Source organism: Rheinheimera texasensis DSM 17496 (assembly GCF_000711985.1).
Classification (GTDB): Bacteria; Pseudomonadota; Gammaproteobacteria; order Enterobacterales; family Alteromonadaceae; genus Pararheinheimera; species Pararheinheimera texasensis.
Genome location: NZ_KL544005.1, coordinates 868,385 through 882,346, shown reverse-complemented (window position 1 = coordinate 882,346; position 13,962 = coordinate 868,385). Strand labels below are relative to the sequence as shown.

At 52.4% G+C, this 13,962-nt stretch carries 12 protein-coding genes; 8 read left to right on the top strand and 4 right to left on the bottom strand.

All coding sequences use genetic code 11. The features are described 5' to 3' along the window. The first annotated feature begins 49 nt into the window (after window positions 1-49). Entirely contained in the window at window positions 50-565 is a 516-nt protein-coding gene (locus tag Q399_RS0114400; RefSeq protein ID WP_031569580.1) for a phosphatase domain-containing putative toxin, read from the top strand. Window positions 566-661: 96 nt separating this feature from the next. Here Q399_RS0114400 and Q399_RS0114395 read toward each other — a convergent pair whose 3' ends face one another. The 3 genes from Q399_RS0114395 to gorA form a co-directional block, all read right to left on the bottom strand. Then, a complete protein-coding gene (locus Q399_RS0114395) occupies window positions 662-1,774 on the bottom strand; it encodes a glycosyltransferase family protein (protein WP_031569578.1) in 1,113 nt (370 codons plus the stop codon). A 406-nt stretch (window positions 1,775-2,180) separates the two neighbouring features. Continuing rightward, the gene (locus Q399_RS0114390) at window positions 2,181-2,816 is read right to left on the bottom strand and encodes a PEP-CTERM sorting domain-containing protein (RefSeq protein ID WP_031569576.1); all 636 of its coding nucleotides are present in this window, start codon (window positions 2,814-2,816) and stop codon (window positions 2,181-2,183) included. A 345-nt stretch (window positions 2,817-3,161) separates the two neighbouring features. Beyond that, the gene (gene gorA, locus Q399_RS0114385; RefSeq protein WP_031569574.1) at window positions 3,162-4,511 is read right to left on the bottom strand and encodes a glutathione-disulfide reductase; all 1,350 of its coding nucleotides are present in this window, start codon (window positions 4,509-4,511) and stop codon (window positions 3,162-3,164) included. Window positions 4,512-4,897: 386 nt separating this feature from the next. On the opposite strand from gorA, the gene Q399_RS0114380 reads away from it, so the two are divergent. Next, a complete protein-coding gene (locus tag Q399_RS0114380) occupies window positions 4,898-5,551 on the top strand; it encodes a DedA family protein (RefSeq protein WP_031569573.1) in 654 nt (217 codons plus the stop codon). A 32-nt stretch (window positions 5,552-5,583) separates the two neighbouring features. Here the strand turns inward: Q399_RS0114380 and Q399_RS0114375 are convergent, their stop codons facing one another. After that, the gene (locus Q399_RS0114375; protein ID WP_031569571.1) at window positions 5,584-6,006 is read right to left on the bottom strand and encodes a DUF1801 domain-containing protein; all 423 of its coding nucleotides are present in this window, start codon (window positions 6,004-6,006) and stop codon (window positions 5,584-5,586) included. Window positions 6,007-6,147: 141 nt separating this feature from the next. Between Q399_RS0114375 and Q399_RS0114370 the strand changes: the two genes are divergently transcribed. The 6 genes from Q399_RS0114370 to Q399_RS0114340 all read left to right on the top strand — a co-directional run bounded on the left by Q399_RS0114370 (window position 6,148) and on the right by Q399_RS0114340 (window position 13,804). Beyond that, entirely contained in the window at window positions 6,148-7,500 is a 1,353-nt protein-coding gene (locus tag Q399_RS0114370) for a DNA recombination protein RmuC (RefSeq protein WP_031569569.1), read from the top strand. Then, on the top strand, window positions 7,497-8,303 hold the full coding sequence (locus Q399_RS0114365; protein ID WP_031569567.1) for a substrate-binding periplasmic protein: 807 nt from the start codon (window positions 7,497-7,499) through the stop codon (window positions 8,301-8,303). Before Q399_RS0114370 ends, Q399_RS0114365 begins: the two co-directional genes overlap by 4 nt. Before the next feature lie 17 nt (window positions 8,304-8,320). Beyond that, window positions 8,321-8,824 carry an alpha/beta fold hydrolase gene (locus Q399_RS0114360; protein ID WP_031569565.1) on the top strand — a complete coding sequence of 168 codons (504 nt, stop codon included), beginning with the start codon at window positions 8,321-8,323 and terminating at the stop codon, window positions 8,822-8,824. Window positions 8,825-9,595: 771 nt separating this feature from the next. Then, window positions 9,596-10,480, top strand: a complete 885-nt coding sequence (locus tag Q399_RS0114350; RefSeq protein ID WP_031569563.1) for a DMT family transporter — start codon at window positions 9,596-9,598, stop codon at window positions 10,478-10,480. A 135-nt stretch (window positions 10,481-10,615) separates the two neighbouring features. Further along, window positions 10,616-12,793, top strand: coding sequence for a prolyl oligopeptidase family serine peptidase (locus tag Q399_RS0114345; protein ID WP_031569561.1), 2,178 nt, complete (start codon window positions 10,616-10,618; stop codon window positions 12,791-12,793). 156 nt (window positions 12,794-12,949) lie between these two features. Further along, a complete protein-coding gene (locus Q399_RS0114340; RefSeq protein ID WP_031569559.1) occupies window positions 12,950-13,804 on the top strand; it encodes an ion transporter in 855 nt (284 codons plus the stop codon). Window positions 13,805-13,962: the final 158 nt, after the last annotated feature.

Sequence of the window (13,962 nt, the reverse complement as noted above, 5' to 3'; positions counted from 1 at the left end):
CATCCGCAGCACAAAACAGTGCAAACCGTTCCGTAAACAGGAGAACATCATGGTTGCAGCAGTGAAATCCCATCCGTTTGACGAACTGGTGATTAATCCGGGCACCGCTGCCACCGCAGCCTTGCTGTTTACGCCATGCCCGGGCACTCAGGGCGTCGACATCAAAACGGCGCTGACACAATTAAAAGCCGCCGGTGCTGTGGCACTGATTAGCCTGACGCCGGACAGCGAAATGCAGCAGTTGCAGGTCAACGACATTCCGGCGCTGTGCCGCGAACTGGGTCTCGGCTGGTTTCACTGCCCGATAGAAGATGATCAGGCGCCAGGCCCGATGTTTGCCATCAACTGGCAGGTTGCCTCTTCGCAGGTGCATCAGTGGCTGCGTTTTGGCGACAAAATTGCCATTCACTGTAAAGGTGGCTCAGGCCGCACCGGCTTACTGGCAGCGCAAATCCTGCTGGAACTGGGGCTGGATAAAACCGAAGCAAAAAGCCGGGTGCAGGCGCTACGGCCTTATGCCCTCAGGCTGCAGCAGCATCTGGATTATTTTAACAAATTAAAATAAAAGGCTTTTGCTGGTGTATTGCGATAGCACTGACAGCGCTGAGCCTGGGGTACCCAGGCAAAACCGGTACCCGGATCAGCAGGAGCAATTTCTGGCTCAGACCAGCGATGTTTCGCGCGGTGATAACCAAGGTTGTAAGCGGGTGTGCCAGCTATGTTGTTGTCTGATCAGTTCCTGGCTGCGAAGGAGCTGAGAGCGGTAATCGTCATCGCTGCATGTTGCCAGTTCAGCCTGGAGTGCGCCGGCGTGACTGAAAAACCGCACCGCACCATGACGGCTAAACATCTGTTCGAGGTATGGGGTTGGTTCAGCTAATACCTGAGCGCCGGCGGCAACAGGATAAAGCAGCCGCTCATGCAAGCCGGCGTCGAACCCCGGTGAATGGTGCAGCACATAACGCACTTTTTGCATCATCTGCAGCAAGTCTGGAAAAGGAACTGCCGGCAAATATTGGTGCTGTGGTAGCTGTTTTGCCTGCTCCCAGCCATTGCCAATCACCTGAAGTGCCAGGCCGGCATCGGCGAATTGCTGCAACAGCCGGTCGCGTCCAGTTGCCCGCAGATAGAAGTCACAGTGGCACAAAATTGTAATAGTATTTTTATTCAGCTCCAGCAGCGGCGTGCGGCCGGCCTGCATAAATCCCAGTTGATACAGGAAATCGCTGATAGTTCGCACGGCCGGATTGTTTAACCATTGCCAGGCCTGCGGGAAATGCTTGTCGATAATAGCTTTGGCCTTGTCTGCCGAGAAAAAGCTGGCCGGAAATAAGATACCCTGCTTGTCAGTTTCAGGGCTCATTGTCGGATTGACTGAGGATGTATTGAGCGCATGCGGACAAAACTCCGCTTGCATGCCAACGGCCCGGGCGAAGGCGACATGGGCTTGATCCACACACAACAGCCGTAACGGCGTGCCGAAAAACCGCAGCAGCGAATGTAACGGATGGTCCAGCAACAAGGAATAAAACGGCACCTGACGTAATTTCGGGAAATAGGGCAGCAAATCAGCGCCGAGCGCATTGACTGAAAACACCAGTTGAACATCGCGAAAAGTGTCCTCGCTCAACTGTTGCTGTAAGGCGGCTTTGTCACTCAGGTTAATCTGCTGCACCTGATATCCGCATTCTCCGAGCGCGTGGGCAATACCCTGGATAAAATCGGCAACTACACCGTATTGAAACGTACCGGTAAATAGGACGGCTTTTGACATGCGATTGAATCCATTCAATAAATAATTCTATATGGCCTTTAAATTTAACATAACTATTAATTTGATTGTTAAATGTATTTTGCGGGAAAAGTTGCTCTGGCCAACCCTGTGCAATGGTTGCGCTGCTTTTGCTGCAAACCCGCGACACTGTACTTTATCGAGTCAGCTGGGCTTTGCGGTGATGATTCACTTTGTGGTTTTTTATATATGGCGAGTGCTGTGTTGTAGACCGAGTATCAGTAACTCCAGCCTGCGGGAACTGCTGACAAAGCGATTTTGTTGAACAGAGTCTATGCAACAAGTCTGGCAAGACGGGACTGGCGGAAAACAAAAACCCTAGTATAAACCAGGGTTTCGTATCTATCGAACGCCACTAAACGGTGGTTATTCTTTTTATTAAACTTACTTAAGCGCGACGGCGACGTCTAGAGGCTGCGATACCTGCTAATCCCAGTCCAACCAGAGCCAGACTCAGTGGTGCAGGAACCTGCGATGGCTGGGCTGCATCAAAATAACCATAAGTCTGTTCCGGACCTCCACCATCCTGAGTATTGCGAGCGCCATAGACCAGTGTGTATGAACCTGCAGTTTGAGCGGTGAAAGACCATGGCGTCCATGGACCATTAAAACCATCTGTGAGGCCTGTACCATCGAGGTAAAATGGTGTTGCTACTACAGCACCAAGTGAGTTCAGCACCTGTACCTGAACACCATCTAAAAATGGGTTGTAATCACCCCAGTTAAATGCAGCATAGCCCTTAATTTTCTGGCCTGCAGATAAGTTCATCATCTGACTGACTGTCTGCCATACGTTTGCAGAACCGCTTTGAATTGCAAGGAAATACTTACCTTCGGTTGGTGAATAGGTCGTCTGACCGCCGTAGGTAGTTAAGTGACTGTTTACTACTGTCGCAGTGCCGCCAGACAGATTGCTTGTCCACCCTGTTAACCCGGATTCAAAGCCGCCATTAATCGGTGCAGCTTGCACTGAGCCCATTACCAGACCAGCTAACAAAGATACTAACGCGTATTTCTTGTTCATATACAGCTCTCTGCATTTTATTGAAGGTATGCCATGCTTCTTCGCATGACTGACGGACAACAAGCATAAAATGAACCAATGCAGTTAATGTAATAAATATCAACACCTTAATGTGATTAAGTACTCCTTGATTTAGAGGTGTGTAAAATAAAGTGACATGTAAAACTGTTAGCTTTACGCACTATTTGGAGGGATGTAAAATTTGCTGGTTTGTACTTGTGTTCAGTGTAGCTTGCAGATAAATGGTGGCAATTATTAACACCATGGTTTCTGGCTCCGCCTCACAAAGAGCTATCGAATCAGCAAGTACCGATGCAAAGCGTGCCAGAAGATTTTCCTTCATACTCAGCGCATCGTCACAAACTCTTCAGCCGAGGTCGGGTGAATAGCCACACAATTATCAAAATCAGCTTTAGTCGCGCCCATTTTGATGGCAACCGCAAAGCCTTGCAGCATTTCGTCGGCGGCGTAGCCAATCACGTGCAGGCCCACTACTTTTTGCTCGGAGCCGGCGCAGACCAGCTTCATCCGCGTGGGCTCACGGTGTGACGTTAGAGCGCGGTACATCGCAGTAAATTCACTGTTGTAAACCTTGACCGCGGCATCGCCGTATTCGGCGCGTGCTTCGGCTTCGGTTTTGCCGACCGTGCCAATGGGCGGGTGTGAGAACACGACTGTTGGCACTAAGTCGTAGTTCAGGTGTTCGTCGGTTTTGCCGTTAAACAAACGCTCGGACAAACGCCGGCCGGCGGCCACTGCGACTGGTGTTAAAGCTAGCCGGCCTGTGTTATCGCCGATGGCATAAATGCCCGGCACATTAGTATTCTGGTATTTGTCGGTCGGAATAAAACCCTGCGCATCGGTTTCAACGCCAGCGGCCGCCAGATTGAGGTTTTGCGTATTCGGCGTGCGGCCAATGGCCCAAATCAGGCAATCGACCTGCAGCACGTGGCCGGTATTAAGTTGCAGCATTAAAGAGCCATCGGCTTCGCGGCTGACGGCGGTCACTTCAGTATGCGAATGCACCTGAATGCCATTGTGCTGCATCAGCTGATGCAAAGTGTCTGACAACATGGCATCAAAGCTACGCAGAGCTTTGTCGTGGCGCACCAGCAAATGCGTTTCGCTGCCAAGCGCCTGTAACACTCCGGCAATTTCTACCGCAATATAACCGGCACCGACCACGGCGACCCGTTTCGGGCAATGGTCTAATGCGAAAAAACCATCGCTGTCGATGCCAAGTTCAGCACCCGGAATGGTTGGCCAGGCTGGCACGCCGCCGGTAGCGATGCTGATATGGTCCGCGCTGTAACGCTCGCCATCGACTTCGATGGTATGGGCGTCGACAAAACGGGCAAAGCCTTTGATCACTGTAACCTGATTTTTGCCCAGCACCCGCTCGTAGGAGCCATGAATACGCGAAATATAAGCTTCGCGGCTTTCAACCAGCTTGCCCCAGTCGAGTGCCGGCGCTGTGACGTCGTAGCCATAATCCGGTGCCAGCTTCAGCGCATCGGCGATTTGCCCGGCAAACCACATGGCTTTTTTCGGTACGCAGCCGACATTGACACAAGTGCCGCCCAGGGCTTTGGCTTCCACAATTGCGCAGTTTTTGCCATAGCTGGCGGCTCTGTTGGCGCTGGCGATACCGCCGCTGCCGCCACCGATGGCGATGTAATCAAAATGTCGGGTCATAACAGTACCAAAAATACCAAAATGTGATTGGGTTATAGGGATTTCGCCGGCAGAAAACAAGGGGCTTAAAGTGTTTGCGAGCTTTGAGGACTGTTTTTTTACTCGCTTTTCATTTTGTTGTGTTTCCGAACCTTTGCTTTAAAAATCAATAAAATGTCAGCAGTCTTGGTTTATTCGCTGGAAAAATAGCTGAGATTGCACCGCCTTAGCCAAAAAACTTTGTTTGACGAATGGCTGGCCAGCCGCTAAAAAGTCCGCCTTTGCACAGCTGATCCCAGCTGTTTGTTTTTGACCGGAAAGATGGCGCAAGGTCACGGCTGTATGCCAAATGCGACCTACCAGAATCCGTGGCAGAGCTGATCTGCCCTCCAGAGGAACCGCAGTCGATGCAAGAAATGCTCATGGCGATCTGGCACCAGAATTTTGATCAGCTGATCCAGCTGGGGAAAGTGGATTTGCTGATTTGGTGTTTATTACTGATTTTGTTTCTCGAATCAGCTTTTGTGTTTTTGCCATTACCCGGCGACAGTCTGGTGCTGATGGCCGGTGGCTTGATGGCCGCCAAAGTGATTGAGCCGGAAGTGGTTTACATCTATATGCCGCTGGCGGCGGGGCTCGGCAGTCTGTTAGCGTACTGGCAGGGGTATGCGCTGGCGCATACCCGGTTTATGCATCACATCGGGCGTATCGTGCCCGATAACAGTTTGCCGCGTGCAACATCTTTGCTGGAACGGCACGGCTTGCTGGCGATGTTTTCTTCGCGTTTTATTCCTTTTGTCCGCGTCTTGACCCCGATGATGATGGGCATGACCCGGCTGACCTTCCTGCATGTGACCATGATCAGCCTGGTCAGTGCCTGGTGTTGGACTTTTGTGCTGAGCCTGGCCAGCGAGACACTGATGAAACTGCCGTTTCTGATGCAGTATCATCAATTGCTGGGCAAAGGGCTGGTATTGGTATCGCTGGGGCTTTTTGTCGTCGCAGTTCTGGCTATCGTGTACCGGCTGATGCGTAAACCAGCCACAGCGGCCAGCGAATAAGCCCGGGGTGTTGATTGATGGCACAGTTGCGACTATGCACAACCATAGCGTTTTTGCATCGCCGCAACTGAGCCGCGCAGTAACTGTTCCAACACCTGCAGGTTGATATCGCTGAGGCGCCTTACCGACAAGCAGGCTTTGCCCATTTTATGTTTACCCAGCTGCGCCAGCAGCTGTTGCTGCAGTTCGCCTTCAGCCACCAGATAAATACTGATATCGGTTTTACGGCTGGAAAACCCCACCATACACATATCACCTTCACGGCCGCTGTCGTAGCGATAATGATATTGGCCAAAACCGACAATACTGCTGCCCCACATGGTCGCTGCACAGCCGGTGATCTCCTGCATCATCGTCTTTAATTGCTCACAATCGGCCCGGCGCTGAGGATCTGTGATTGCCGCCAGGTAGTCCGACACCGGGACAGCAGTGGCAATAGTTTTATTGGCGGTCATCAAGGCACCTTGTAAAAGTTCTCACTATCAAACCAGCCTAGCTGATTTCGGCCTGAGCTCCAACTGACACAGGCGCGACAACGGCCTAAAAAGCTGTATAGTAATACAGTGGTAGGGCTAAGCCGTTGAAACGGAGGCAAAATGAACGAATTCAATACGGTCAGGCTTGGGCTGGAAGTCCTGCTGTTGACCGGTGTTATTAGCGCCTTAGTGGCCTGGTGGCGGCAACAACAATCAAATCGGTCGCTCAGCGAGCAACTCATTCGCCAACAGGCACAGCTGGAGCACCAGCAAAGTTTGCTGAATGACCACCGCATGCAGCTGCAGCAAAGCCAGGACGAAGTGCGGCAGCAGCAACAGGATTATCTGCGCTTAAAAGAAAAACACGACCGGCTGCAGGTACTGCTGAGCGAAAAACAAAGCCAGTATCAGCAGCAGCTGGCGTTGTTGCAGGACAGTAAACTGCAGTTAAAACAAGAATTTGAAAACCTCGCTAACCAGATCTTACAGCAAAAAGGCGAACAGTTTGCCCGCCAGAGCCAGCAAAGCCTGCTGCAGCTGTTACATCCGTTACAGGCTGATATGAAAGGCTTTCGCGACAAAGTCGAAGCCATTCACACTGAAGATTTAAAACAGCGCAGTGAGCTGAAAACTGAGCTGTTAAACCTGCAAAAACTCAATACCGCCATCACCGACCAGGCTGCGCGTTTAACCAGTGCGCTGCAGGGCCAGAAGAAGCTGCAGGGCAACTGGGGCGAGCTGATGCTGGAAAATGTGCTGGAAAATTCCGGTCTGCGGCCCGGCGTCGATTACCGGCGTGAAGTCAGTTTTCAGACTGAGCAGGGCCGGCGCCGGCCCGACGTGATTGTTGACCTGCCGCAACAAAAGCATCTGGTGATCGATGCAAAAACCTCATTGCTGGCCTATACCCGATATGTCAACGCCGAACAGGATCTGGAACGGGCTGAGGCGTTAAAAGCCCATTGTCAGGCGGTCAGTGATCGAATTGCTGAGCTCGCCGATAAAAGCTACTACCAGCTCGACGGGCTGAATTCGCCGGAAGTGGTGTTTATGTTTATTCCGATTGAGTCAGCCTATGTCGAAGCGTTAAAACATGACCCGCTGTTGTATCAAAAAGCGCTGGAACGTAATGTGCTGGTCGCGACGCCCACCACGTTGCTGACCAGCCTGAACATAGTGCGGCAGCTTTGGCGTTTTGAGCAGCAAAACCAGCACAGTGCTGAGCTGGCGCAGCGTGCGGAACGATTCTATGCCAAGTTGGCGGCTTTTCTGGAGTACATGCAGGGTGTTGGTAAACAACTCGACAAGGCGCGGGAAAGTTACGACAAGGCGTTAGCGCAACTTTATAGCGGTAAAGGTAATCTGATAAAACAGGCGGCAGAATTTAAGGAGCTCGGCGTGGCAGTGAAACAGGAACTCGACCAACAGCTGGTTGAAAAAGCCCGGCTTGAACTGTCGGCAGATGCGCAATGAAGCCAGCCAACTGGAGTATTTTGTGGTTCTGCCTGGCTTTTGGCGCTGCTGCAGAAGAACTGCTACCGGCGCAGCCTGCAACCACAGCTCTATTGCCTTGCCATCTGGTTGCCCATCTGAACGAGTCAAAAGAACTGACGGCCGCTGCTGGCCTGCAATTACCGCGCTGGTACGATTTACATCACCGCCTGCTGAAGCTGCTGACTGACAAAGCCGGCTGCAGTCTCGAAGTCGTCGGCAGCCCCTGGCCCCGTAGTCTGGCCTTGCTGCGTGACGGCAAAATCGATTTGATGCTGACCATGTCCTACACCTTAGAGCGCGAGTTATATGCTGATTTTATCGGCCCGCATTATCTGGAAGAAACGGTGCTGGTGCTGGATAAGCAATATCTGCCAAAGGTGAAAAAGCTCAATGATATCCTGCTGTTACCCGGTGCGATTGGCGTGCTGCGCGACGCCTGGTATGGCGATGAATTTGCTCGGGTGAGCCTGGAAACTGAGTTTCAGCCCTATCTGCAGTATGCTAACAGTCTGACGCAAAAACTGAATTTGCTGCAAAAAGAGCGGGTGGTCGGCATGCTGGAAGATAAAACTCAGTATCTGGAATGGAGCCGCACTTATCCTGATCTGGCTGCGCGCTATAAAATTGCATTCCGGTTAAACAGTAATCCGGTTTATATAGTAGCCAGTCGTAAAGGTGTGCCTTTTGCGGTGCGGGAACGCCTGAAAAAAGCCTGGTTTCAGGTGTATGGCGGGCCTGAACATCGGGCCATCTTAAATGAATTTGGCTGGGTTCTGGAGTAGTCTAAGGCGGGTGACGCATGGGCCATAACAGCAGTGTGACCGAGTTGCGCCGGGTGATTTGGGTTGGCGGTGCGCTGGACAAATATACCGGGCTGGTGCGCCAGCACGTGTTGCCTGGCCAGCATTATTTTCAGTGGTTTGAATCCCGCGCTTTAAGCCGGTTTCTACAGCAACATGCCGGTCAGCCGGTGTTGGTGATTGCGCACAGTTACGGCGCCAGTACTGCGGCGAGGGTGATTGCCAGCGGTTATCGGGTGGATGAACTGGTGACGATAGATCCGGTCAGCTGGCGCAAACCTAATGGCGAGATGCTGCGCAAACACTGCCGGCACTGGCGCAATTATCTGGCCGGCGACACGTCGGTGAATTTCGCTAACCTGGTCGCCCGCTGCGGCGGCTGGTGGCAGCACTGGCCACAACTACACGCCCACCAGCACCTGGTGCTGAACGCCGATCACGCGTTGATTGTCGATGCTGTTTTGCAGTCGTGGCGGCAAGGGGCAGCCCAGCGCGTGGCTTGATTTTTTGCCCCACGGGCGGCGGTTTTGGTTGTAATAATCATTTATTGCCTGCTGCCGCAAGACCGTCTAGCAAAGAATTCACCTGTCGGTGAGTTCCTTTCTTTTGCCTTGCCAAAAGAAAGGAACCGAAAGAAAAGGCGCACCCGGTTCCGCTCGAAAGCCCGCTGAAAATCAACAGTTTGAGGCGCCAGGGTAACTCGCGGGCTGCTACCGTCAGCCCGCTCAGACACCCCCTGGCTTAAAACCTCAAACTATTGATTTGCATCGGCTCGCTCCAACGGGCGATTGGTTTTCTTAGTGGTTGCTGTTTTTAGCGGAAGAAAGTTAAAAGCCAAGTCAGCTATTGCAGCAGGTTGCTTTCGGTTGTGTCAGTGAGACCATCTACAAAACCCTGTCCCCGTTGAAGCGAGCCGGCTGAAAATCGTTGGCCAAGGTTTTAAAGCGCAGAGTGTTTGAGCGGTGCGACGCTAGCGCACCGCGAGTTGCTGCGCTGCCTTGGACGGCGACTTTTCAGACGGGCTTTCGAGCGTAACCGGGGTCGGTTTTTCTTTGGTTACTTTCTTTTGCTGAAACAAAAGAAAGTGACTCACCGACAGGTGAACTCTTTGCTAGACGGACTAGTCGCCAAGGAAAAAACGAAAATTAAACCAAACAGCCGCCCGCAGGGCAAAAAACGCAGCGTGAACAGCAGACTGTTGCTGCAAGCCAGACTTGCTTAGCGCGCCGCGCTGCCGCACTATCCGTCAAAGATGTAATTTCACAGGAATATCCATGCAAACCCTCCTGCAACACCCGCAGTTTGCTGGCAGCTGGCGCATGCTGGTGGCGATGCTGCTGTCCGGCACTATTGGCCTTTTTGTCGTTGAAAGCGGCCAGGATACTGCGACTGTGGTGTTTTACCGCTGTTTGCTCGGTGGGGCGGCTTTGCTGGCCTATCTGAGCTGGCAGCGTGGTTGGCAAAAACTAAATGCCCGGCAAAGCGGTTATCTGCTGGCTGGCGGTTTTGCTTTGGTGGCGAATTGGTTTTGTCTGTTTGGTGCCTACAAACTGAGCTCGATTTCAATTGCCACTCTGGTGTATCACACCCAGCCGTTTTTCCTGTTATTGCTGACCGCTTTTGGCACTAAACAATGGCCGCCGGCGGCGAAATGGGGCTGGCTGGCGCTGGCTTTTGTTGGTGTGGCTGGCACCACTGGCCTCGGGCAGGACCAGCACAATCCGCTGTTGTGGCAAGGTGTGGGCCTGGCTGCCGTTGCCGCTTGTTTGTATGCGGTGGCGACGCTGACCACGCGGAAACTCACCGGGGTGGCGCCGGCGCAAATCGCTGGTTTGCAGATGGTGTTGGGTGTGCTTTTGATGTTACCGCTGGAGAAAACCGCGTTGCTGCTGATGCCGGCGCTCAGTGTCGGCGCATTGCTGACACTTGGCCTGGTGCATACCGGCCTGATGTACAACCTGATGTATAGCGCCTTTCAGCGTCTGCCGGTCACCAGCATCGCGTTTTTGTCCTTCATCTATCCGCTGTTAACGGTGCTGATTGATTTCTGGTACTACGACCTGACCTTAAGCTGGAGCCAATACGGCGGGATGGCGCTCATTGTGCTGGCACTTATTGCCCATCAGCGGAACTGGGGCAATCCCCGACAGCTTCAATGATTGAGGGGATATGATTTAGCGGGCTTTGGCGGCGAAAACCGCCTGCCGCGCGCCTAGTCGCGGCGTACCGCATTTGTCTGCTGTGAAAAATTTGTTATCCTCGCTGCCTGAACAAAAAAGCAAAGGGGAGCTTTGATGAAACGTTTGATGCTGGGCGCAGTGGCGCTCGCTGTTTTAACCGCCTGTGGACCAAAACCAGAACAAGCTGCCACTGCAGCGGCAGGCACAACAGTCGCGGAGGCTGCACCTGTGGCAAAACTGCAATATGCAGCAACGAAACAGGGCGACGTGGTCGATACCTATTTCGAAACTAAAGTGGCGGACCCATACCGCTGGTTAGAAGATGACCGCAGCGCTGAAACCGCTGAATGGGTCAAAGCACAAAACAAAGTCACTTTTGATTATCTGGCGCAAATTCCGTACCGCGACCAGATCAAACAACGATTAGAAGCGCTGTGGAATTATGAAAAAGTCGGTGCGCCAATGAAAGAAGGCGCTTACACCTACTTCTATAAAAACGACGGCCTGCAAAACCAATATGTGGTTTATCGCCAAAAAGACGGTGGCCCGGCTGAAGTGTTCCTTGATCCAAACGGATTCTCTGCCGACGGTACCACCTCACTGGCCGATTTACAGTTCACTGACGACGGTTCTATCGCCGCTTATGCCATTTCTGAAGGCGGCAGCGACTGGCGCAAAGTCTTTGTGATCAATGCCGAAACCAAAGAAAAACTCGAACCAGAACTGGTCGATGTGAAGTTCTCCGGCATTTCGTTTAAAGGCAACGAAGGTTTCTTCTATTCCAGTTACGACAAGCCAAAAGGCAGCGAACTGTCGGCCAAAACCGACCAGCACAAGCTGTATTACCATAAAATCGGCACGCCACAAAAAGACGACCAGCTGATTTACGGCGGCACTGACGCCGAGAAACACCGTTATGTCGGTGGCGTGGTGACCCAAGATGGTAAATATCTGGTGGTGTCTGCGGCCAACGCGACATCCGGCAATAAATTGCTGGTGAAAGATTTAACCAAACCAGACAGCGCTTTTATCACGCTGGATGGTGAAGGCAGCTCAGATTACAACCTGATCGACAGCAAAGGCGATGTGCTGTACTTCTCGACCAACTTCAAAGCGCCAAATCAGCGGCTGATCGCCATTGATATGACCAAACCGGCGCAAGACCAGTGGAAAGATGTGATCCCTGAGACCGCCAATGTACTGGAAGTCAGCAAAGGCGCGGGTTCTTTCTTCGCCACTTACATGGTCGATGCCATTTCCAAAGTGCAACAATATGACTACGACGGCAAGCTGGTGCGTGACGTACAGCTGCCGGGCGTTGGTAGCGTCGGCGGTTTTGACGGCAAGGCCAAAGACAGCGTGTTGTACTTCAGCTTTGCCAACTACAACACCCCTGGCTCGATTTACGCCTATGACCCGGCCACCGGTGAATCCAAAGTACACTTCAAACCTGCCGTGAAATTTAACAGCGACGATTATGAGTCTAAGCAGGTGTTCTACACCTCCAAAGACGGTACCAAAGTGCCAATGATCATCACGCACAAAAAAGGCCTGCAGCTGGATGGCTCCAACCCAACCATGCTGTACGGTTACGGCGGCTTTAACGTCAGCCTGACGCCAAGCTTCAGCGTCGCCAACCTGGTGTGGATGGAAATGGGCGGTGTGTACGCGGTGCCAAACCTGCGCGGTGGCGGTGAATACGGCAAAGCATGGCACGAAGCCGGTATTCAGCTGAAAAAACAAAACGTCTTTGATGATTTTATCGCAGCTGGTGAATACCTGGTGGCGCAGAAATACACCTCAAACGACAAACTGGCTATTCGCGGCGGCTCCAACGGCGGCCTGTTAGTCGGTGCTGTGATGACACAACGGCCTGATCTGATGAAAGTCGCACTGCCGGCTGTGGGCGTATTGGATATGCTGCGTTATCACACCTTCACGGCTGGCGCAGGCTGGGGCTTTGACTACGGCACAGCAGAGCAGTCCAAGGAGATGTTTGAATATCTCAAAGGCTACTCACCGGTGCATAACGTGAAAAAAGACGTGGCGTATCCGGCGACTTTAGTCACCACCGGTGACCACGATGACCGCGTGGTGCCAGCGCACAGCTTCAAGTTTGCTGCTGAGCTGCAGGCTAAAGCCGGCGGTACGAATCCGCAACTGATCCGGATTGAAACCAATGCCGGTCACGGTGCTGGTACGCCGGTATCGAAAACCATTGAACAAACCGCCGATACCTTTGGTTTCACACTGTGGAACATGGGCGTGAAAGAAGTGGCGAAAGTGCAATAACACTTTGAGTTCTTGGGAATCATCAGGCCGGCTTTTGCCGGCCTTTTTTATCCCGTGCGTTGATCACGATGAAGAATACTGCATTCAGCTTACAGAGGCTGTGCTTGCTCTGGCGCAGTCGTTACAATCCCCGCAGTTCACTTAAAGGAGTCTGTTATGGAAATGAAACCACCATCTGATGTCAGTTCGCTACGATCGCGCGTGCAAACCTTTGTCGAATTACCGCGTTTTGGCCAGTTTATCCTGGCGCTGATTTTGCTCAATGCCGTGTTGCTTGGCATGGAAACCTCGCAGGCGCTGATGGCGCAATATGGCAGCACGCTGCTATTGCTGGATAAGTTGTTGCTGGGCGTGTTTGTCGTGGAGTTACTGCTCAGGATCTTTGCCTACCGTGCGGCATTTTTTAAAGATCCCTGGAGTTTGTTTGATTTTGCCGTTGTTGCTATTGCCTTAATTCCGGCTTCTGGCCCCTTAGCTGTATTGCGGTCCTTGCGTGTGCTGCGGGTTCTGCGGGTGCTGTCGATGGTGCCATCGATGCGTCGGGTGGTGTCGGCGCTCTTGGGTTCTTTGCCCGGCTTGTCGTCCATCGCACTGGTGTTGATTTTGATTTATTACGTCTTTGCCGTGATGGCCACCAAGATTTTTGGTGCCGCGTTTCCGGAGTGGTTTGGTAGTATCGGCGCATCGTTTTATACCCTGTTCCAGGTGATGACATTAGAAAGCTGGTCGATGGGCATCGCCCGGCCGGTGATGGAGCAGTTCCCTTATGCCTGGCTGTTTTTTGTGCCTTTTATTTTGGTCGCAACTTTCACCATGCTGAACCTGTTTATCGCGATTATCGTCAATACCATGCAAACCTTCAGCGAAGAAGAACATGCGCTGGAGCGCGAGCAGGATAAACAGGCCGAACAGCAGGAACAACAACAGCTGCACGCCGAGCTGAAAGCGATTCGGGAAGAATTGCAGCAACTGCGTGCGGCGTTAAAGCCTGGCGATGATAGCGGGTCCTGAGGTTATAAAAAAATGGCCCCTATGCTGTGTTGGACAGCGGCATGTTGGGCCTTCTGGTCGTCACACGCACACCTTGAATACTCCCGGGTCTCGCAGACCAAAACCCGTTCAGTCGGCGGCAAGTCAGATGTCTGATTTGTTGACATCCCACCAGCACC

Coding starts and splice junctions, on each gene's coding strand:
- Q399_RS0114380 (WP_031569573.1), top strand. CDS start 4,898: ATGCAAGAAATGCTCATGGCGATCTGGCACCAGAATTTTGATCAGCTG.
- Q399_RS0114370 (WP_031569569.1), top strand. CDS start 6,148: ATGAACGAATTCAATACGGTCAGGCTTGGGCTGGAAGTCCTGCTGTTG.
- Q399_RS0114350 (WP_031569563.1), top strand. CDS start 9,596: ATGCAAACCCTCCTGCAACACCCGCAGTTTGCTGGCAGCTGGCGCATG.
- Q399_RS0114360 (WP_031569565.1), top strand. CDS start 8,321: ATGGGCCATAACAGCAGTGTGACCGAGTTGCGCCGGGTGATTTGGGTT.
- Q399_RS0114375 (WP_031569571.1), bottom strand. CDS start 6,006: ATGACCGCCAATAAAACTATTGCCACTGCTGTCCCGGTGTCGGACTAC.
- Q399_RS0114400 (WP_031569580.1), top strand. CDS start 50: ATGGTTGCAGCAGTGAAATCCCATCCGTTTGACGAACTGGTGATTAAT.
- Q399_RS0114345 (WP_031569561.1), top strand. CDS start 10,616: ATGAAACGTTTGATGCTGGGCGCAGTGGCGCTCGCTGTTTTAACCGCC.
- Q399_RS0114340 (WP_031569559.1), top strand. CDS start 12,950: ATGGAAATGAAACCACCATCTGATGTCAGTTCGCTACGATCGCGCGTG.
- Q399_RS0114365 (WP_031569567.1), top strand. CDS start 7,497: ATGAAGCCAGCCAACTGGAGTATTTTGTGGTTCTGCCTGGCTTTTGGC.
- Q399_RS0114390 (WP_031569576.1), bottom strand. CDS start 2,816: ATGAACAAGAAATACGCGTTAGTATCTTTGTTAGCTGGTCTGGTAATG.
- gorA (WP_031569574.1), bottom strand. CDS start 4,511: ATGACCCGACATTTTGATTACATCGCCATCGGTGGCGGCAGCGGCGGT.
- Q399_RS0114395 (WP_031569578.1), bottom strand. CDS start 1,774: ATGTCAAAAGCCGTCCTATTTACCGGTACGTTTCAATACGGTGTAGTT.